Here is a 17,784-nt window from a genome sequence, read left to right on the forward strand (position 1 = left end):
TACGCGACGAATCAAGGGAATAGCAAATAAAATGTGATGATGTGGCACCTATTATCAGATTGGTGCATCGCACAGCATTTTTATTGGTTCCACATCAATTCGGTGCAAATAAAACGGCATCCGAAGATGCCGTCTCGGGTGTTGCCCCTTGAAGCGAAACGCTTATTGGGTCTGCGGCGTTTCCCGAACCTTGCGCGGTCGCCCGCGCGGCAGCGGCGACACCCGGCGGTTGGCTGCTCGCGCCGCCCATTCGCGATACGTGTCGCTTCCCAGGACCCAGCCTTTTAGCGTGGCCTGTTGCAACTGGCTGGCTTCGCGCTCATCCAGCGGCTGCTCGCAAAGTTCGCGGTAGGCGCGCTGGCGCTCGAACGGCGTATTGCCGAGCGACCAGTACAACGGGTGATCCGTAATCAGGCTGTCGAGTGTCAGCCCAATATGGTGCCGGTAGCTCGACCACCGGTAATCTTCTGGTGCACTAACGAGTTGCCCTCGCACCGGACACATTTCCACCACCCGGCTTGCCAGCAGGAAGTAACGCTCGCCTTCGATGACGGTTGCCCGGTAGCGTCCCTCCCACAAGGTGCCGCGCCGCGAATAGCGCCGGTTGAAGTGGGCGACGTAGCGGCGACCAACCGCTTGCATTGCCTTGGGCAAGCTCGACTCCTCTGTAGGAGTGACGAGCAGTTGCACCGCACCTGGCATCAACGCGTACGCGTGGATAGACAGATGATGGTCGCGGGAAGCCGCCTTCAGACAATCGATGAAGAGCTCGTAATCCTGTTCGTCGACAAATGCGGGCTGCTGATCAAGCCCGCGCAGGATGACGTGTTGCGGCTGGTCGGGGACATAGAGACGTGCGAGCCGTGCCATGCTGGAGTATCCAATAGTCGCGTTGGTATATACCCGAAGGTCCAAAGTAGCCGAACGCCCGTACGATTCGGTGCGGCGCGGCTAAGCCGAAAACCACGCGGGGCTTAGGGAGAAAGCTCTAACCGCCGCGTATGGTTTGTTTCAAACGTTCTGGTCATAATGAGCGGGCCTTTTCTGGAGGAGCACACATATGAAATTAAAACAGGCCATGACGGGGATCGCGGCGCTTGCCTGCATGACGGCAGCCCACGCTCAATCGGCCGGAACCTTTTACGTCACGACAGGCTGGTTGCATCTTGCACCTCAGTCTTCTAGCCAACCGTTGAAGGAGACAAGCGTTGGCGGCTCACCCGTCAATGTCACACTACCTAATACAGGAGCCAGCCTCGATAGCGCCGACACCCTCGGCTTTACCGCTGGCTACTTCGTCACCGACCACATCGCGACCGAATTCGTGATTGGCGTCCCGCCGAAATTCAATCTGGATGGCTCGGGTGCCTTCTCGTCATACGGCAAGCTCGGTGATGCCAAACAGTGGAGCCCGACTCTGCTGTTCAAGTACTACTTCAGAGACGCACAAGCGCGCTTCCGTCCGTATCTTGGCGTGGGCGTCACCCACGTTTCGTTCACCGACGCGGAAATCACCAACAGCGTCTTCGAACAGCAGGTGTTGCATGGTCCGACCACCGTATCCACGGATAGTTCGTGGGAGCCGGTGTTTAATGGGGGCTTCACCTTCGCAATCGACCAGCATTGGTTTGCCGGTTTCTCGCTCTCATATCTGCCGCTCAGCACCACTGCGAAGCTGAACACTGCGGCCGCCACGCCGGTCGGCACGCTCAATGTCCAGTCGCAGACAAAAATCAAGCTGAACCCGATCGTCAGTTACATCAGCATAGGTTATCGCTTCTGACACCAAGCCTAAGGTTAGACGAGTTTTCGGGGCTTGAACAATGCCGCCATGCATTCATGGCGGCATTTTCATTTGTATGGCGCACAACGGCCCCTTCGCATGACGTCGGTACACGTTATTTTGTAAGTTTGACCAGCGTGGGTACGTCTGCGCTGCAAATTGTGCAGTCGCAAAGCGCGGATCAGGTGGGTTGGACAGCGTCAGGCGTATGGCACCGAAGTTGCGTGGCATGGAGTTTCCCGCGCGGTTTATGCGGGACCTCTTTGACCAACCAACGACGGAGCGACCATGACTGCACTACCGAATACGCGAGACGCCCTTGGCGAATCCTGGACGACGACGAGCCGCCGCGCGCGCCGGATCGCGCGCCACAGCCGCCATGCGGCTGAAGACATCGCTACTGAACTGCGCTCACTGATGTCGGAACTCGAAGATACGCTGGCTGACGGCACTCAAGCCGATGCGGTGGCGTTGCGCGCCCAGTTGCGCAAGCGTCTGGACGTTGCGCGCGAGCGCCTGAACGAAACCCGCGATGCCGTGCGCCAACGCGCCGAAACTGCAATTTCGGATGCCGACGACTACGTCCACGAGAACCCGTGGCAAACCATTGCGATCGTGGGCGGCATTGCCCTGATTGCCGGCGCGCTGGTTGCGCGGTCGCGCTAAGGGACTCGCTCAACGCACGGTTGATCGCCCGCCGCGCCTCTCCTGATAGAGGCGCCGGCGAGTGCGACGCTCGAGCGCCCTAATTATCCGCGATGACGAACAGCCGCTGATATTCCTTGAGCGCGTACCGGTCGGTCATGCCCGCGATGTAGTGGGCAACCAGGCGAGGCTGGATCGCCGGATCCGGCGATTGATAGGACGGCGGCAGCAGGCGCGGATCGTCGGTGAACGCGTCGAACAGACCGATCACTACGCGGCGCGCCTTATTTGCCATGCGCATGACGCGATAGTGCCGATACAGGTTCTTGAACAGAAAGCGCTTGAGTACAGTCGCCTGCGCGGCCACCGTTTCACTATGCGCGACGAGCGGCGGAGCGGCACGCACGGCGTCAAGCGAAGCCGGAGCATGCCGGTTCAGGTTGCCGGTAGTGGTTTCGATGAGGTCGACGATCAGCGTATTGATGATCCGCCGCACGGTTTCGTGGATCAGCCTGCGTCCCTCGATCTGCGGATAGTCCCGCAGCGCCGCCTCATAGTGCGTCTGCCACAACTCGACCTCGGCCAGTTGCCCGACGGTGATCAGCCCTGAACGCAAGCCATCGTCGACATCGTGGTTGTTGTACGCGATCTCATCTGCGACGTTCGCAATCTGCGCCTCGATGGAAGGCTGCCGGCCTTCGAGGAAGCGCTCGCCTAAAGCGCCAAGACGCCGCGCATTTTCTCGTGAGCAGTGCTTGAGGATGCCCTCGCGCGTTTCAAAGCATAGATTGAGGCCGTTAAAGGCTCCGTAGTGCTCTTCGAGATCGTCGACCACGGCGAGGCTCTGCAGATTGTGCTCGAAGCCGCCATGCTCGCGCATGCACTCGTTGAGCGCGTCCTGGCCGGCGTGGCCGAACGGCGTGTGGCCGAGATCGTGAGCGAGGGAAATGGCTTCCACCAGATCTTCATTTACGCGCAGGTTGCGAGCCACCGAACGCGCGATCTGCGCCACTTCCAGACTATGCGTGAGACGGGTGCGAAACAGATCGCCCTCGTGGTTCACAAACACCTGCGTCTTGTATTCGAGGCGGCGGAACGCGGTTGAGTGCACGATACGATCGCGGTCGCGCTGGAATTCGGTTCGCGCGCTAGGCGGCGCTTCGGTGTAGCGGCGGCCGCGCGATTGCGACGCATGCGCCGCGTACGGCGCCAGATGCGCTTCCAGCGCAGCGAGGGGCGGCATAACAGCGGCGTGTGCCGGGGCTGCGCCTGCAGGCGCAGCCCCGGTTGATTCCGTCAAGGTTTCGCGATGCGTGTCACTCACCGGCTTCTCCGAATCGTGGACGATACCCGGGCCGCATCGCCACGTTCAGACGGCGGCCGCTAGCGTGGCATGCACGGCGGAATCGGGCGCGGGGCCGATCAGCGTCTCACCGAAACGCTTCAGCAGGATGAACTTGATCTCGCCTGCCTCGGCTTTCTTGTCGACCCGCATCAGGTCGACATAGCGCGATTCACCGAGTGCCGGCGCGCGGATGGGCAGATGCGCGGCGGTGATCACGTCGACCAGGCGCTTGCGCGCGGCTTCGTCGAGATGTCCAAGGCGCACCGACAGATCCGCTGCCATGACCATTCCACAGCCTACGGCCTCGCCATGTAGCCATTCGCCGTAGCCGAGTCCGGCTTCGATTGCATGGCCGAACGTGTGGCCGAAGTTGAGGATTGCGCGCAAACCGCCTTCGCGCTCATCTTTCGCCACCACCGATGCCTTGATCTCGCACGAACGCTTGACCGCTTCAGCCAGCGCCTGCGGCTCACAGCGGTTCAAGGCGTCGATATTCGCTTCGATCCATTCGAAGAACGCCGCGTCCGCGATGGCGCCCGTCTTGATGACTTCGGCGATGCCTGCAGCCAGTTCGCGCGCCGGCAGCGTACGCAACGCACCGATATCGGCGATCACCGCTTGCGGCTGATAGAACGCGCCGATCATGTTCTTGCCGAGCGGATGGTTGATCCCGGTCTTGCCACCCACCGAGGAATCGACCTGCGACAGCAAGGTGGTCGGCACCTGGATGAAGGGCACGCCGCGCATATAGCAGGCGGCTGCAAAACCCGTCATGTCACCGATCACCCCGCCGCCCAGCGCAATCAGCGTGGTCTTGCGGTCGGCCCGCGCGCCGAGCAGCGCGTCGAAGATCAGATTGAGCGTTTCCCAGTTCTTGTAGACCTCGCCGTCCGGCAGCACGACCGTGGACACCTGCTTGCCGAGCGGCGCCAGTGCCTGCCGCAGCGCGTCGCCGTAAAGCGGATCGACGGTGGTGTTGGTGACGATGGTGACGGACGAACCGGCGATATGCGGCGCAAACAGCGCGGTCTGGCCGATCAGGTCGGCGCCGATATGAATGGGATAGGCGCGGTCGCCCAGTTCGACATTGACGGTAATCATGCTTGCATTATGACGCAGGAGGTTTGGCGATGCCGGCCATCTCGAGCTGCATCAGGACCATGTTAACGAGGCCGTTGACCGACGGCCGGCCGGTTTCGATGACGAAATGTGCGCACTCGCGATAAAGCGGGTCGCGCACCGCGAACAGTTCTTCCAGACGCGCTTTGGGGTCTTCGGTCTGCAGCAGCGGCCGATTCTTGTCGCGCCGCGTGCGCAGCCAAAGATCGTGCGGATTGGCGCGCAAATAGACGACAAGGCCGTTATTTTGCAGCGCCTGACGGTTTTCCGGCCGCAAGATGGCTCCGCCGCCGGTGGCCAGCACGATATCCCGCTGACTGGTGAAGTCGCTGATGACCTGCGCTTCGCGGTCGCGAAAACCCGCTTCGCCTTCGAGTTCGAAGATGACGGGAATGCGCGCGCCGGTGCGCGCCACGATCTCGTGGTCGGAATCGAAGAACGGACGATCCAGCCGGCGCGCCACAGCGCGGCCCACGGTGGTCTTGCCTGCCCCCATGAGCCCTACAAAAAATACATTGGCGTGTGCGTCCCGCGCTTGCAACGGTGTCCTCTGGCTAATCCGGTATGGTTCGTGCCGCAGCTTACTGGCAAAGCGACTGCCTTGTCGAGCCTGCGGGCCGCGGTTGCGGCAGGCACTCAATTCGTCTGCACAACGCGCGGCGTGATGAAAACGACCAGCTCGCTGCGCTGGTCACGGTGTGCCCGATGACGAAATAAAGCGCCCAAAAGGGGTATTTTGCCCAGGAGTGGCACGCGCGTCACATCATCCCGGTCATCCGTGGCATAGATGCCGCCAATCGACACCGTGCCGCCGTCTTCCACCTCGACCCGCGTGCGCACGTGTTTGGTGTTGATGGCAGGCCCCGCGGCGGTCTGCTCGCCGACGCCGTCCTTGGCGATATCGAGGTCCAGCACGACTCGTCCGTCCGGCGTGATCTGCGGCTCGACCTCCAGTTTCAGGCTCGCGCGGCGAAACTGCACGCCGGAGACACCTTGACCAACCTTGGCCTGATAAGGCAGTTCGGTGCCCTGCTCGACGATCGCCTTCATGCGGTCGGCGGTCACGACCCGCGGGCTGGACACCGTTTCCCCCTGTCCTTCGGCTTCCAGCGCGCTCAACTGGACGTTGAGGAGCCGCGTGGCCTGTGCAGCAAATAACGTGAGGCCCACGGTGGCGGCGTCAAAACCGGACAGCGGACCTGCCGACAGATCGTAGACCGTACCGCCGCCGTCCGCGCCCCCGCTGAGCCCACGCGCCGCGCCACCGTCAGCAGCCGCTGCCGCCGCAAGTGAAAGTTTGACGCCAAGGTTGCGCGAAAAGCCCTGATCCCCTTCGACAATCCGCGCTTCGATCAACACCTGACGTGACGGCCGGTCGATCGACGCCAGCAGTTCGGCAATCTGCGCCAGACGTGCCTCCAGATCGGTCACGAACAGCAGGTTGGTGCGCGCATCCGCCATCGCCGCGCCACGCTTTGACAACACCCGCTGAGTGCCCGAACCGGTCAACAGGCGCCTCACGTCTTCGGCATGGGCGTAATGCAGTTCGAACGTCCGGCTGGCGAGCGGCTCCAGATCGGCCAGCCGCGCGTGCGCCTCGAAGCGTTGCCGCTCGCGCGCCGCCAGATCGGCAAGTGGCGCGACCCAGATCACGTTGCCGTGACGCTCCATTGCCAGACCATTGACATCGAGCAAGGTGTCGAACGCAGTGCGCCACGGCACCTTGTCGAGCCGCAACGACACCGTGCCTCGAACCCGGTCGCTGGCGACGATGTTCAGGCCGGTGAACTGCGCGAATGCATTCAGTACCGCGCCCAGTTCGGCACGCTGGAAGTTCAGCGAGATCGGCTTATCGGGCGACAAACCGTCGTACGCCGCCGCGGTCGACGAGTCGCCGAGGCGCTGCGTCGGGGCAAGCGGCACGGGCGGACCTTCGAGCGCGTGAGCCGATGTTTCCGCGCGCGGCGCCGCACTGCGTGAGGCTGGGAGTGGTTTGCCCTCGAGTTGCGCGTCGTCAAGCGGCACACCGTCGCCCGGTGGACCGTCGACCTCGTCCCCGGCAGCGCTTTCCCGATTAAGTACACCAACCGGTCGGTCAGCCATTGGCTCCTCGTCCGCCGCATCCTGGCGCAGGAACGGATTCGGCACGTCAACCGCCAGCTTGCGCGGCAACGGCGGCGCGTCGTACGGCTCAACCGTGTCGTCCGACGGCATCATTGGCGGCAACGGCGGCAACGATGCGTGCGCCGCACCGACAAACAGGAAGGCGCTGCCGAGCGCCAGCCTGATTCTCTTCATCCCCGTCCTCATGAAGCCTCCGCCAGTGCCAGCGTGCGCGTGCCGACGCGATTCGTCAGCGTGATGCTGAGCGCGTCCATGCCTGTGACCCGGTCGCCGCCGACGAACTGACCTTGCTCGACGGTCGCAGCGCCGTCCGTTGTTTCGAGCAGCGCGAGACCGCGCGTCCGGTCGCGTAGCAGACCGGCAAGGCGCAGCAGGCCCGCTTGCGCCAGGTCCCCATCCAGTTGCGGCGGGGACGAGAACGGATCGTCGAAGACCACGTCCTCGTCGTCCGCCTCCAGGTCGTCATCGACCAGAATCGCGGGACTAGCGGACGCCGGGCTCAACGCGTTGAACACATGCAGCGTGGCGCTGACGAGCAATGCCCCAGCACCGCGTTTCACGGAGAGATCCTCGGGTACCACTAGCACCGGCAGGTCCGACAGGCCGCGCAGGAACATCATCAAATGCAGGAAATCCGTCTGGGCGGTGAGTTGCATGGGTCGCACCGCGTCGAGGCCCGCGCCGCTTCCGGCGGCCGGCGCCAACGTAAGCAACGTGACGCCACAGCGGGCTGCGAGCAGCGAGATCAGGCGCACATCGTCAGCAGGCGTGGACGGCTCCGGAGATTTTCCGAGCGAGGCAAGCGCGGCGCTTCGGTGTTGCTCAGGCAACTGGGCAACCGACCGCCTTGCTTGAGCGACACGTTGCTGCGCTTCGGAAAGGGCCGAACGGCTTGCCTGAACGCCAGCCAGATCGGCCGCAATCCAGGCATTCGCGCCAACACCAAACACCGTCGCCGCGATGAGAGCCCCCGCCACATGGCGTCGACGCGCGCTCCACGCTTCAAGCGGCAAACGGATCTGATTCATCCAGTTCGTGGCTTGCGTAGTCTGATTCAAAACGCCGGTGCGATCTGCAAACAACGTACTCATCGCGCACCTCGCTTCTGATCGACCTCATGCGATCCCCCGTTCGCGGGTGCTGCCGGATGCCCCGCGCTTTTGGCGGGCTCATCCCATCGCAACCGCGCGGCAAACTCGACCGCGCTGCTGTTACCTGCCGGAGTATCGTGTCCGGTGCGCGGCAAAGGATGCAGGTCGGTGACCTCGGAACTCTTCACGCCACGCACGCTGCCCAACTCTTCGAGCCAGACAGTGGACGCCAAAGGGTCCTTCGATATCGCAAGCAACTCCGTCTCGTGCATACGTTGTCGAAGCTGCTGCAGTACGACGTCATCTGCAGACACATGGCTTAACGTATCGAGCAGATCAAGTAGACGTACTAATGGTCCGGATAGCGCTACCGCACGCGCAGCCCGTTTGCTCCGCTCATCGGCGTCGCGCTGGAGCCGTGCGTGCTCCGCAAGCGGCACGGCAAGGCCGATCAGCTCGTTCTCGCTGGAAGCACGTTGTGCCTCCAGCCGTGCGCGTTCGAACGTCTGCCAGCCACCCGCCGCCAGCACGGCCGCACAGCCGACGAGCGCCGCGCCCAACCATTCGAGCAGACAGCGTCGCCGCGCGCAGCGCGCCTCGCGTTGCCGGTAAGGCAGCAGATTGAAGCCGCCGATCCACACCGGATGTCCGGCTGGCCCTATGCGCGAGTTCATCCACATCATTCCATCACTCCGCGCAATGCGAGGCCGAATGCCACCGCATAGTTCGACTCGTGCAATAACTTCGCAGGCAACGGGCCCGTGCAGTCGCCCAACGCAATGCATTCGAACGGCACCACCGTGCAGCCCAGTACGTCGGCGAGATCTGCTTCGGAAAAACCCACGCCATCGAGTAGTTCCACGTCGCCGCCCAGGAACGCATAGCCGAGGGCAACGCCGCCCGCAAGATCGCGCAACGCGTCGGCCAGATCGGAGTGCTCGGGCGACGGATAGTGCATCTCGCCGACGACCGCGTCGTCGACAATGCGCCACCCGTACACACCCTCTGCGCCGATCCAGATCGCCGCGTAAGGTTCGTGTTGCTCCAGTTCCATAGCGGCTGCGTGCACCAGTGCGCGCAAAGCCGCGTGCGGTTCGCCGTCGATCGCCGTTAGCGTGACACCCGCCGCTGCGGCACACTCGATGCGCGTCTCCAGATGCTGGCGGGCGGCGGTCGCAATCGTCACCGCACTGGCGCCATGCGGCGAGCGTTCAATGAACCAGTCGACCGCGAGCGCGTGACGCTCGATTCCCGCAATACGCTCCGCTTCGCTCCACACGGCTAACTCCAGCGCCGCGAGCGAAGGTCCGTCCGCTGCTTCGACGTCGCCAGCATGGCTCAAGCGCGCGAGCGGCAAACTCGACATCAGCGTTGCCGAGGCCGGCAACGCCATCGCACAGCGCAGCGTGCGCGACGCACAGGCACGCGGCAACTCCGCGAACACGTCGCGCAGCGCACGCGTCACGGCGCCCCGGTCCACGATCTCGACACCCGCCATCGCACCCGTAGGAAGCGGCACGGCCGCTAGATATTCGACACGCAGCGGACCGTCCACAGGCAAACGCTGACTCAACACCACCAGCCTCACCGCCTGCGGACTCACATCGATGCCGGCAGCAAAACGCCGCACCTTCACCTGAAACGAACTCTTAAATGTCATCCCGCCTCCCTTTAGACACATGCCAGATACGTGGCACACGCGTCGAAACATTCGAGCGCGAGTACCGGAGGCAATTGTGCGCAGCGGCGGCGATGCGCGATATTCAGCCGAATGGCTAACGTGAGGTTCACGGCTCCCTGGGCGACCTCAAAGCGTCTACAGTAAGGTCATCCCCTGCGCGGCATGTCCAATGTAAGCATGTCGAAAGCTGACGAGCCAGGCGGCTATAATCGCGGGACTGTTTTTTGGTATTCATATGCAATCGTCTTCACCTACATCCCCGCCGCCCTCGCCACCCGCTCGACAGAAGCGCAAACGTCCGCTGTGGCTGAAGCTCGTCCTGGGGCTGGTAGGTCTGATATTCGCCGGCATCGCATGCGCCGGACTCGTGACCGGTTATGCGCTGGTGGTTGCTACGCCGAACCTGCCTTCAATCGACGCGCTTACCGACTATCGTCCGAAGGTTCCGCTGCGCATCTACACGGCAGACCATGTGCTGATCGGCGAATTCGGCGAAGAGCGGCGCGACATCGTGCACATTCAGGATGTCCCCGACAATCTCAAGAAGGCGGTGCTCGCCATTGAAGACGCACGCTTCTACGATCACGGCGGCGTCGATCTGACGGGTATCGCGCGGGCCGGCTACGTCGCGCTCACCAACGGCCACGCTACGCAAGGCGCCAGCACGATCACCATGCAGGTGGCCCGCAACTTCTTTCTTTCAAGCGAAAAGACCTACACGCGCAAGATCTACGAGATGTTGCTCGCGTACAAGATCGAGTCGAAGCTGACGAAAGATCAGATTCTCGAGGTGTACATGAATCAGATCTATCTCGGTCAGCACGCGTATGGCTTCGCCAGCGCAGCACGGGTGTATTTCGGCAAGGACATGAAGGACCTCACGCTCGCCGAAGCGGCGATGCTCGCGGGTCTGCCCAAGGCCCCTTCGGCCTATAACCCGGTCGTCAATCCGAAGCGCGCCAGGATTCGTCAGGAGTACATCCTGCAGCGCATGCTGGAGTTGCGCTACATCACGCAGGAGCAGTACGACGAGGCGAGCAGGCAACCGCTCGCCGTCAAGAGCGCGGTCAAGGAATTCAGCGTGCACGCGGAATACGTGGCGGAGATGGTGCGTCAGATGATGTATGCCCAATACCATGAAGAGGCCTACACCCGCGGGCTGAATGTCGTGACCACGATCGACTCCGCCGACCAGGATGTCGCCTACCACGCGTTGCGCAAAGGTCTGATGGACTACGAACGACGTCATGGCTATCGCGGTCCCGAAGCGTTCATCGATCTGCCGACTGACGAGGACGAGCGCCAACAGGCCATCGACGACGCGCTGCTCGAACATCTGGACGACGGCGAGTTCGTCGCGGCGGTGGTCACCTCCGCAAATCCGAAGCAGGTCGAGGCGACGCTCGCCGACGGCAATGTCGCGACGCTGCAGGGCGATGGCCTGCGCTTCGCGTCGCTCGCACTCGGGCCGCGCGCGCAAGCGAATCAGCGTATCCGTCCCGGCGCCATCATCCGGATCGTCAAGGGTGATGACGGTAGCTGGTCGATCACGCAGTTGCCGCAGGTGGAAGGGGCTTTCGTGTCCGTGGTGCCGCAGGACGGCGCGATCCGCGCGCTGGTGGGCGGCTTCGACTTCAACAAGAACAAGTTCAACCACGTCACCCAGGCGTGGCGGCAACCGGGCTCGAGTTTCAAGCCGTTTATCTATTCGGCTTCGCTCGAAAAAGGCTTGGGGCCGGCCACGGTGATCAACGACGCGCCGCTGTTCTTCACTGCCGCGGAAACCGGCGGCCAAGCGTGGGAACCCAAGAACTACGGCGGCGGCTTCGACGGTCCAATGACGATGCGCACCGCGCTGCAGAAATCGAAGAACCTCGTGTCGATCCGCATCCTCAACCAGATCGGCCCCAAATACGCGCAGCAGTACATCACGCGTTTCGGCTTCGATGCGGACCGTCATCCTGCCTATCTGCCTATGGCGCTCGGTGCCGGGCTCGTCACGCCGCTGCAGATGGCCGGAGGTTTTTCGGTGTTCGCCAATGGCGGCTATCGGATCAACCCGTATCTGATCGCGGAAGTGACTGACCAGCGTAGCTCCATCGTTGCGCAAGCCAGGCCGCTCGTCGCAGGGCAGAGCGCGCCGCACGCAATCAACGTGCGCAATGCTTATGTGATGAACGGCCTGCTGCAAAGCGTCGCTCAACGCGGCACCGGGGCAAAGAGCAATGTCCTCAAACGCACCGATCTCGCCGGCAAAACCGGGACGACCAACGACTCGCGCGATGCGTGGTTCGCCGGGTATCAGCACACGCTTACTGCGATCGCATGGATCGGCTACGACAATCCGCGCAGCCTCGGCGACAAGGAAACGGGCGGCGGCCTCGCGTTACCGGTCTGGATCGAGTACATGGCCAAGGCACTGAAGGGCGTGCCGGAATACAGGATGCCGGTGCCTGGCGGCATAGTCATGCTAGGCGACGAGCCGTATTTTGACAACTTCACGCCAGGCAATGGTTTCGTGGCGACCGTCGGCGTGAGCCAGGCCGATCTGGACGCGAACTCGAGCGATGCGGTATCCGGCGCGGCGGAGGCAGCGACCCCGCAACAGGTCGGTGATGAGGAAAAGCAGAACATCATGAACCTGTTCCGCGGGCACTAACCCGGACTTGCAGCCGGGTTCGCCGGCGTACGCTTGATGCCCAGTACTCCGCGCGGCGTCGACACTTAATGCAAGACGCCCGCCAAAGCACCTCGCTTACGCTTCGAACCGAACCGGCTCGCCGGCCTGTTGTGTCGCGTAGTCAGACAGCGCGGCGAAAAACTCAGTGCCGTTGCGGGTGTCGCGCCATGCGCCGTCGGCATAACGGAAATGAAAACCGCCCGACTTCGCGGCGATCCAGATTTCTTGCATCGGCGGCTGCAGGTTCACGATGATCTTCGTGCCATTCTCGAATTCGAGCGTCAAAACGTTGCCGCTGCGCTCGAATTCGATATCGGCTTCGGTATCGTCGAGTGTGCGTTCAATGGCTGCAAGCGCGGCCTCGGCACGGGTCAGGTATTCGCTATCGGACATGCTAAACTCCAACGATCATTTTTTCAGGGACAGTCATGCGAGTCGTTTCCCGGATGCGCTCAATGGTGCCCGGTGTAAGGCAGCCCCGCGCTGCGGCGCCCGGCGTAAGTCAGCCTGGCACAACGGCGCGCGGCGCGACGACGCCCGGCGCGATTGTAGCCGCTTTGGTCATTGTCGCAGGTTGCGCTCTTGGCGGCTGCGGACAACGCGGACCGCTTTACTTGCCGACCGTGCCGCCGCTACCCGCCAAACCCGTTGACGAAACCCAGGTGCCGTCCACTGACGCAGTGAAACCCGACTCGCAGGCAGCCTCCGGTACCGTACCCGACACAACGGGCACACCGCTCACGCTGTCACCGGAAACCGAACTGCGCACCGTACCCGATTCGGCTGCGTCGGCACCGCAACTGCCGGCCTCCGATAGCACTCCCGTTCAATAAGACTTTCGCATGACTCGATCCGCATTTGCCTACGTCGACGGTGTATTGCACACCGAAGGCGTTTCCGCCGTTTCCCTTGCCGAGCAGTTCGGCACGCCGCTGTACGTCTATTCGCGCGCGGCGTTGACCGACGCATGGCAGGCCTACGCCGGCGCATGTGCGGGCCGCCGCGCCACCGTGCACGTCGCCGTCAAGGCAAATAGCAATCTCGCCGTGTTGAACGTGTTTGCAAGACTTGGCGCGAGCTTCGATATCGTCTCGGGCGGCGAACTCGCACGCGTGCTTGCCGCCGGTGGCAAAGCGGAAAACGTGGTGTTTTCGGGCGTCGGCAAGAGCGCTGACGAAATGCGCGAAGCGCTGAAGGCGGGTGTCAAATGCTTCAACGTCGAGTCGATTCCGGAGCTCGACCGCCTGAATGCAGTTGCCGCCTCGGTGGGAAAGACAGCCCCCGTCTCGCTGCGCGTGAATCCCGACGTCGACGCAAAAACGCATCCGTATATTTCCACCGGACTGAAGTCGAACAAGTTCGGTGTGGCGTTCGACGAGGCGCGCGCCACCTATCGCGCGGCTGCAGCGATGACGCACCTCGAGGTGGTGGGGATCGACTGCCATATCGGCTCGCAGATTACCGAAATCGCGCCGTATCTGGACGCAGTGGACAAGTTGCTGGAGCTGGTCGGACAGATCGAGGCGGACGGTTTATCGATCCGTCACATCGACGTGGGCGGCGGTCTTGGCATCACCTACGACGACGAAACGCCGCCGGATATCGGCGAGTTCGTGCGTACGGTACTCGATCACATCGAAGCACGCGGTCACGGGCATCGTGAAGTGTATTTCGAGCCGGGGCGCTCGCTGGTCGGCAATGCCGGTGTGCTGCTCACGCGTGTCGAGTTTCTGAAGCCCGGTGCGGAAAAGAACTTTGCCATCGTCGACGCCGCGATGAACGATCTCGCGCGCCCGGCAATGTACGAGGCGTACCACGGCATCGAACCGGTGGTGAAGCGCGACTCCCCGGCGCATGTGTATGACGTGGTCGGCCCAGTTTGCGAAAGCGGCGACTGGCTGGGCCGCGAGCGCCTGCTCGCAATCGAGCCGGGCGATCTGCTCGCCTTGCGTTCGGCCGGTGCGTACGGTTTCGTGATGAGCTCGAACTACAACACGCGTCCGCGGGCGGCCGAAGTCATGGTCGACGGCGAGAAAGCGTATGTGGTCCGCACGCGCGAAGAGGTCAAGCAGCTGTTTTCCGGCGAAACCGTCCTGCCGGATTAAACGCGCAAAGGCAGACGCTCCATAAGCTGAAAACAAGAAGGCGATGCCGCTGCGGCATCGCCTTCTTTATTGAAAGCTGGCTGAGACTACGAGCATCGTCAGCGAAACATCGTCACCTCTTCCCAGCCGACGTCGCTCCACGCGCGCGCAACCACACAAGCAGCCGCCAGCCCAGCAACGCAACCATTACCGCGCCGTAAATCTTCGGCAGCAGCAAATCGTGCTTGCCGGATTTCATCCACCAGAAATGCAGGATCGCGAGTACCCCGATCGCATAGATCGCGCGGTGCAGCGTCTGCCAGCGGCGGCCAAGCTTTCTCACCATCGCGCGCGGCGAGGTCACAGCCAGCGCGAGGAGCAGAAGAAACGCCGCGAAGCCGACCATGATGAAGGGCCGCTTGCCGATATCCTTCAGGATCGCCGCCACATCGAACCATTTGTCGAACCACACATAGGTCGTGAAATGCAGCGTGGCGTAGAAGAACGTGTACAGACCCAGCATGCGCCGGAAACGCAGCACTGCAGCCACTCCCGTCAAGCGGCGCAGCGGCGTCACGGCGAGCGTGATGCACAGGAACACCAGCGTCCACAGACCGGTTGACCGGGTGATGAACTCGATCGGGTTGGCCCCGAGCCGGTCGGTCAAGCCGAAGAACACGATTCGCGCGAGCGGATACCACGCCGCCACGAATACAGCGATCTTCGCCGGCACCACCCAGCGGCCGCCCGCTGCGGCGGAGCGCTTTGCAGCGGGTGGCTGCCGACGCGAAGCGGGTTCAGACACGGTTGGTGTTTCAGAGGAGGCCATCGCAATTCCCGCCTAGAAGTTCTTCTTCAGGTCCATGCCCTGATACAGCGATGCGACCTGATCGCCGTAGCCGTTGAACATCAGCGTCTTTCTCTTCGGCGTGAAGAACCCATCTTCGCCAATCCGCCGCTCGGTGGCCTGGCTCCAGCGCGGATGATCGACATTCGGATTCACGTTCGAGTAGAAGCCGTATTCGTTCGGCGCGTAGGTATTCCAGCTCGTGGCCGGCTGCTTGTCGACGAAGCGGATCTTCACGAGCGACTTGCCGCTCTTGAAGCCGTATTTCCACGGCACGATGATCCGCAGCGGCGCACCGTTCTGATTGGGCAGCACTTCGCCGTACAGACCCACCGTCAGCAAGGTCAGCGGGTTCATCGCTTCGTCCATCCGCAAGCCTTCCGAGTACGGCCAGTCCAGAATTGGCGTGGACAGGCCGGGCATTTGCGACGGATCAGCAAGCGTGATGAACTGCACGTATTTGGCATTGCCGTTCGGCTGGGCTCGCTTGATGAGTTCCGCAAGCGGAAATCCGATCCACGGCATCACCATCGACCAGCCCTCCACGCAACGATGCCGGTATACCCGCTCCTCGAGCGGCGCCATCTTCAGGAGATCGTCAATGTCAAACACCTTGGCATTCTTCACTTCGCCTTCAACGCTCACCCGCCACGGATGCGGGCGCAATGTGCCGGCATTCTGCGCGGGGTCGCTCTTGTCGGTTCCGAACTCGTAGAAGTTGTTGTAGGTGGTAATGTCCTTGTAAGGCGTGACCTTATCCGTCGCGACAAATTTCGGATTGGTCTTCGCCGCCAGCTTAGGTCCTTTCGCATCCGGCGACGAGTACACGGCGAGCGCCTCGCCGCTCACGCCGAGCAAACTGCCCATCGCCGCCGCACCGGCCGCCCGCAGGACGCGTCGACGGTTCTCGCGCTGGCTCTCGTACACGCGTTTCGGCGTGATTTCACTCGGAGCAATATCGTCGCCCTGCAGTGCAATCCTGTCGCTTCGCTTTATCCACATGGTGCTGCTCCTGCTGGCCCGGCGGGCTGTGTTGATGATGGTTCGACTACTCATCCATAGGTACTGTTCTGGCGAACACTCTGGATGCACCAAAATTCCATGCACAAAGAAAAAACCGCCGGTGCGAAGCACTCGGCGGTTCTTTGTCGGTTCAGAAACGCAGATCTTACAGCTTGCCGTAGCTATGCAGCCCGGAGAGGAACATGTTGACGCCGAGGAACGCGAACGTCGTGACCAGCAGGCCCGTGAGCGCCCACCACGCCGCGACGGCGCCACGCAGGCCCTTCATGAGCCGCATGTGCAGCCACGCTGCGTAGTTCAGCCAGACGATCAGCGCCCAGGTCTCCTTCGGGTCCCAGCTCCAGTAACCGCCCCAAGCCTGCGCAGCCCAAAGCGCACCGAGGATCGTGGCAATGGTGAAGAACGCAAAACCGACCGCGATCGACTTGTACATCAGGTCGTCGAGCACGTCGAGCGGCGGCAGGCGGTCCGCCAGCATGCCGTTTTCCTTGACCAGGTACGCGACGCCGACCATCGCCGACAACGCAAAGCTGCCGTAGCCGATGAAGTTAGCCGGCACGTGAATCTTCATCCACCAGCTTTGCAGCGCCGGCACGAGCGGCTGGATCTGCTGCGCATCGCGGGAAATCGAGTACCACATCAGGAAGCCGACTGCGGCGCTGATCACCAGCAACACGAACGCGCCGAGCGCGCGGGTGTTGTAGTGCTGCTCGTAATACAGGTAGAAAAGCGCGGTAATCAGGCTGAACAGCACGAACACTTCATACAGATTCGAGATGGGGATATGCCCGACGTCGGAGCCGATCAGGTATGACTCGTACCAGCGCACCATCAGGCCGACGAAGCCCATCAGCACCGCAGCCCACGTCATTTTCGAGCCAATCGCGGCGCCCGTGGGCGAACGCGACACCAGGCCGATCCAGTAAAACAGCGTGGCCAGCACGAACAACGCGCTCATCCACAGAATCGCGGACTGGCTCGACAGGAAATATTTGAGGAAGAACGCGCTATCGGCGCGCGCCAGATCGCCCTGATAGGTCTGGATCGCGAACAGCGACAGCACCGCGATTCCGGCGATCAGGAGACGCGCCGGCTTCCAGCGCCAGCCGAGCGTTACGAACACCGGCACCGCGCACACCAGGATCAGCTTGTCGTAGTAATTCATGTACGGGTGATAGCGCCACAGCGCGAAACCCGCACCCGCGACCATCGCCAGAGCGAACAGCCAGTCGAAAGCGCCGAGGCGCTTCAGAAACGAGCGTTCGTCGAGCAGCGCCGGGTGCTGCGCCGGACTGGCTGCCGCGTTCTTGGCCGACGCGTTGCCGCGCGAAGGAGATGAGGAAACCTGAGTCAAGTCCATGA

General features: G+C 62.4%; 17 protein-coding genes. 5 read left to right on the forward strand and 12 right to left on the reverse strand.

The features are described from left to right. Positions 1–162: 162 nt before the first annotated feature. Complete coding sequence (locus tag BUS06_RS01460) at positions 163–870, reverse strand: transposase (RefSeq protein ID WP_074262671.1); 708 nt, start codon at positions 868–870, stop codon at positions 163–165. 190 nt (positions 871–1,060) lie between these two features. Between BUS06_RS01460 and BUS06_RS01465 the strand changes: the two genes are divergently transcribed. Then, complete coding sequence (locus BUS06_RS01465; RefSeq protein WP_074262672.1) at positions 1,061–1,783, forward strand: OmpW/AlkL family protein; 723 nt, start codon at positions 1,061–1,063, stop codon at positions 1,781–1,783. A gap of 288 nt (positions 1,784–2,071) precedes the next feature. After that, positions 2,072–2,449 (forward strand): ElaB/YgaM/YqjD family protein, encoded by a 378-nt coding sequence (locus BUS06_RS01470; RefSeq protein ID WP_074262673.1) that lies wholly within the window; start codon positions 2,072–2,074, stop codon positions 2,447–2,449. A 79-nt stretch (positions 2,450–2,528) separates the two neighbouring features. On the opposite strand, the gene BUS06_RS01475 is transcribed toward BUS06_RS01470, so the two are convergent. From BUS06_RS01475 to pilM, 7 genes are all read right to left on the reverse strand, one after another. Continuing rightward, positions 2,529–3,671 (reverse strand): deoxyguanosinetriphosphate triphosphohydrolase, encoded by a 1,143-nt coding sequence (locus BUS06_RS01475; RefSeq protein ID WP_254368883.1) that lies wholly within the window; start codon positions 3,669–3,671, stop codon positions 2,529–2,531. Between the two features lie 126 nt (positions 3,672–3,797). Beyond that, positions 3,798–4,874, reverse strand: a complete 1,077-nt coding sequence (aroB, locus tag BUS06_RS01480; RefSeq protein WP_074262675.1) for a 3-dehydroquinate synthase — start codon at positions 4,872–4,874, stop codon at positions 3,798–3,800. 7 nt (positions 4,875–4,881) lie between these two features. Next, the gene (locus BUS06_RS01485; protein WP_074262676.1) at positions 4,882–5,433 is read right to left on the reverse strand and encodes a shikimate kinase; all 552 of its coding nucleotides are present in this window, start codon (positions 5,431–5,433) and stop codon (positions 4,882–4,884) included. A 95-nt stretch (positions 5,434–5,528) separates the two neighbouring features. Beyond that, positions 5,529–7,190, reverse strand: a complete 1,662-nt coding sequence (locus BUS06_RS01490; RefSeq protein ID WP_254368716.1) for a type IV pilus secretin PilQ — start codon at positions 7,188–7,190, stop codon at positions 5,529–5,531. A gap of 8 nt (positions 7,191–7,198) precedes the next feature. Then, entirely contained in the window at positions 7,199–8,107 is a 909-nt protein-coding gene (locus BUS06_RS01495) for a hypothetical protein (protein ID WP_074262678.1), read from the reverse strand. After that, the gene (locus BUS06_RS01500; RefSeq protein WP_143787437.1) at positions 8,104–8,781 is read right to left on the reverse strand and encodes a fimbrial assembly protein; all 678 of its coding nucleotides are present in this window, start codon (positions 8,779–8,781) and stop codon (positions 8,104–8,106) included. Before BUS06_RS01500 ends, BUS06_RS01495 begins: the two co-directional genes overlap by 4 nt. A 5-nt stretch (positions 8,782–8,786) precedes the next feature. Beyond that, positions 8,787–9,767, reverse strand: a complete 981-nt coding sequence (gene pilM / locus BUS06_RS01505) for a type IV pilus biogenesis protein PilM (RefSeq protein WP_074262680.1) — start codon at positions 9,765–9,767, stop codon at positions 8,787–8,789. A gap of 256 nt (positions 9,768–10,023) precedes the next feature. On the opposite strand from pilM, the gene BUS06_RS01510 reads away from it, so the two are divergent. After that, positions 10,024–12,447, forward strand: coding sequence for a penicillin-binding protein 1A (locus BUS06_RS01510; RefSeq protein ID WP_074262681.1), 2,424 nt, complete (start codon positions 10,024–10,026; stop codon positions 12,445–12,447). A 96-nt stretch (positions 12,448–12,543) separates the two neighbouring features. On the opposite strand, the gene cyaY is transcribed toward BUS06_RS01510, so the two are convergent. Further along, positions 12,544–12,861 carry an iron donor protein CyaY gene (cyaY, locus tag BUS06_RS01515; protein ID WP_074262682.1) on the reverse strand — a complete coding sequence of 106 codons (318 nt, stop codon included), beginning with the start codon at positions 12,859–12,861 and terminating at the stop codon, positions 12,544–12,546. A 35-nt stretch (positions 12,862–12,896) separates the two neighbouring features. Between cyaY and lptM the strand changes: the two genes are divergently transcribed. Beyond that, a complete protein-coding gene (gene lptM, locus BUS06_RS01520; protein WP_429441041.1) occupies positions 12,897–13,301 on the forward strand; it encodes an LPS translocon maturation chaperone LptM in 405 nt (134 codons plus the stop codon). Positions 13,302–13,310: 9 nt separating this feature from the next. Continuing rightward, positions 13,311–14,573: a diaminopimelate decarboxylase gene (gene lysA / locus BUS06_RS01525; RefSeq protein ID WP_074262683.1), complete on the forward strand. Its 1,263-nt coding sequence runs from the start codon at positions 13,311–13,313 to the stop codon at positions 14,571–14,573. A gap of 112 nt (positions 14,574–14,685) precedes the next feature. Here the strand turns inward: lysA and msrQ are convergent, their stop codons facing one another. The 3 genes from msrQ to ccsB all read right to left on the reverse strand — a co-directional run bounded on the left by msrQ (position 14,686) and on the right by ccsB (position 17,782). Then, positions 14,686–15,381, reverse strand: coding sequence for a protein-methionine-sulfoxide reductase heme-binding subunit MsrQ (gene msrQ, locus BUS06_RS01530; RefSeq protein ID WP_074262684.1), 696 nt, complete (start codon positions 15,379–15,381; stop codon positions 14,686–14,688). 12 nt (positions 15,382–15,393) lie between these two features. Beyond that, a complete protein-coding gene (gene msrP / locus BUS06_RS01535; RefSeq protein ID WP_074262685.1) occupies positions 15,394–16,401 on the reverse strand; it encodes a protein-methionine-sulfoxide reductase catalytic subunit MsrP in 1,008 nt (335 codons plus the stop codon). Positions 16,402–16,567: 166 nt separating this feature from the next. Further along, on the reverse strand, positions 16,568–17,782 hold the full coding sequence (gene ccsB, locus BUS06_RS01540) for a c-type cytochrome biogenesis protein CcsB (RefSeq protein ID WP_074262686.1): 1,215 nt from the start codon (positions 17,780–17,782) through the stop codon (positions 16,568–16,570). Positions 17,783–17,784 lie beyond the last annotated feature (2 nt).

Origin of the sequence: Paraburkholderia phenazinium, from assembly GCF_900141745.1 — a bacterium.
Lineage (GTDB): Bacteria > Pseudomonadota > Gammaproteobacteria > Burkholderiales > Burkholderiaceae > Paraburkholderia > Paraburkholderia phenazinium_B.

What these genes read in the sequence shown, in the direction of transcription:
- cyaY (WP_074262682.1), bottom strand. Translation starts at nt 12,861, where the DNA reads ATGTCCGATAGCGAATACCTGACCCGTGCCGAGGCCGCGCTTGCAGCC.
- msrP (WP_074262685.1), bottom strand. Translation starts at nt 16,401, where the DNA reads ATGTGGATAAAGCGAAGCGACAGGATTGCACTGCAGGGCGACGATATT.
- pilM (WP_074262680.1), bottom strand. Translation starts at nt 9,767, where the DNA reads ATGACATTTAAGAGTTCGTTTCAGGTGAAGGTGCGGCGTTTTGCTGCC.
- BUS06_RS01510 (WP_074262681.1), top strand. Translation starts at nt 10,024, where the DNA reads ATGCAATCGTCTTCACCTACATCCCCGCCGCCCTCGCCACCCGCTCGA.
- BUS06_RS01490 (WP_254368716.1), bottom strand. Translation starts at nt 7,190, where the DNA reads ATGAAGAGAATCAGGCTGGCGCTCGGCAGCGCCTTCCTGTTTGTCGGT.
- BUS06_RS01495 (WP_074262678.1), bottom strand. Translation starts at nt 8,107, where the DNA reads ATGAGTACGTTGTTTGCAGATCGCACCGGCGTTTTGAATCAGACTACG.
- msrQ (WP_074262684.1), bottom strand. Translation starts at nt 15,381, where the DNA reads ATGGCCTCCTCTGAAACACCAACCGTGTCTGAACCCGCTTCGCGTCGG.
- lysA (WP_074262683.1), top strand. Translation starts at nt 13,311, where the DNA reads ATGACTCGATCCGCATTTGCCTACGTCGACGGTGTATTGCACACCGAA.
- BUS06_RS01475 (WP_254368883.1), bottom strand. Translation starts at nt 3,671, where the DNA reads ATGCCGCCCCTCGCTGCGCTGGAAGCGCATCTGGCGCCGTACGCGGCG.
- BUS06_RS01470 (WP_074262673.1), top strand. Translation starts at nt 2,072, where the DNA reads ATGACTGCACTACCGAATACGCGAGACGCCCTTGGCGAATCCTGGACG.
- ccsB (WP_074262686.1), bottom strand. Translation starts at nt 17,782, where the DNA reads ATGGACTTGACTCAGGTTTCCTCATCTCCTTCGCGCGGCAACGCGTCG.
- BUS06_RS01460 (WP_074262671.1), bottom strand. Translation starts at nt 870, where the DNA reads ATGGCACGGCTCGCACGTCTCTATGTCCCCGACCAGCCGCAACACGTC.
- aroB (WP_074262675.1), bottom strand. Translation starts at nt 4,874, where the DNA reads ATGATTACCGTCAATGTCGAACTGGGCGACCGCGCCTATCCCATTCAT.
- BUS06_RS01500 (WP_143787437.1), bottom strand. Translation starts at nt 8,781, where the DNA reads ATGAACTCGCGCATAGGGCCAGCCGGACATCCGGTGTGGATCGGCGGC.
- BUS06_RS01465 (WP_074262672.1), top strand. Translation starts at nt 1,061, where the DNA reads ATGAAATTAAAACAGGCCATGACGGGGATCGCGGCGCTTGCCTGCATG.
- lptM (WP_429441041.1), top strand. Translation starts at nt 12,897, where the DNA reads ATGCGAGTCGTTTCCCGGATGCGCTCAATGGTGCCCGGTGTAAGGCAG.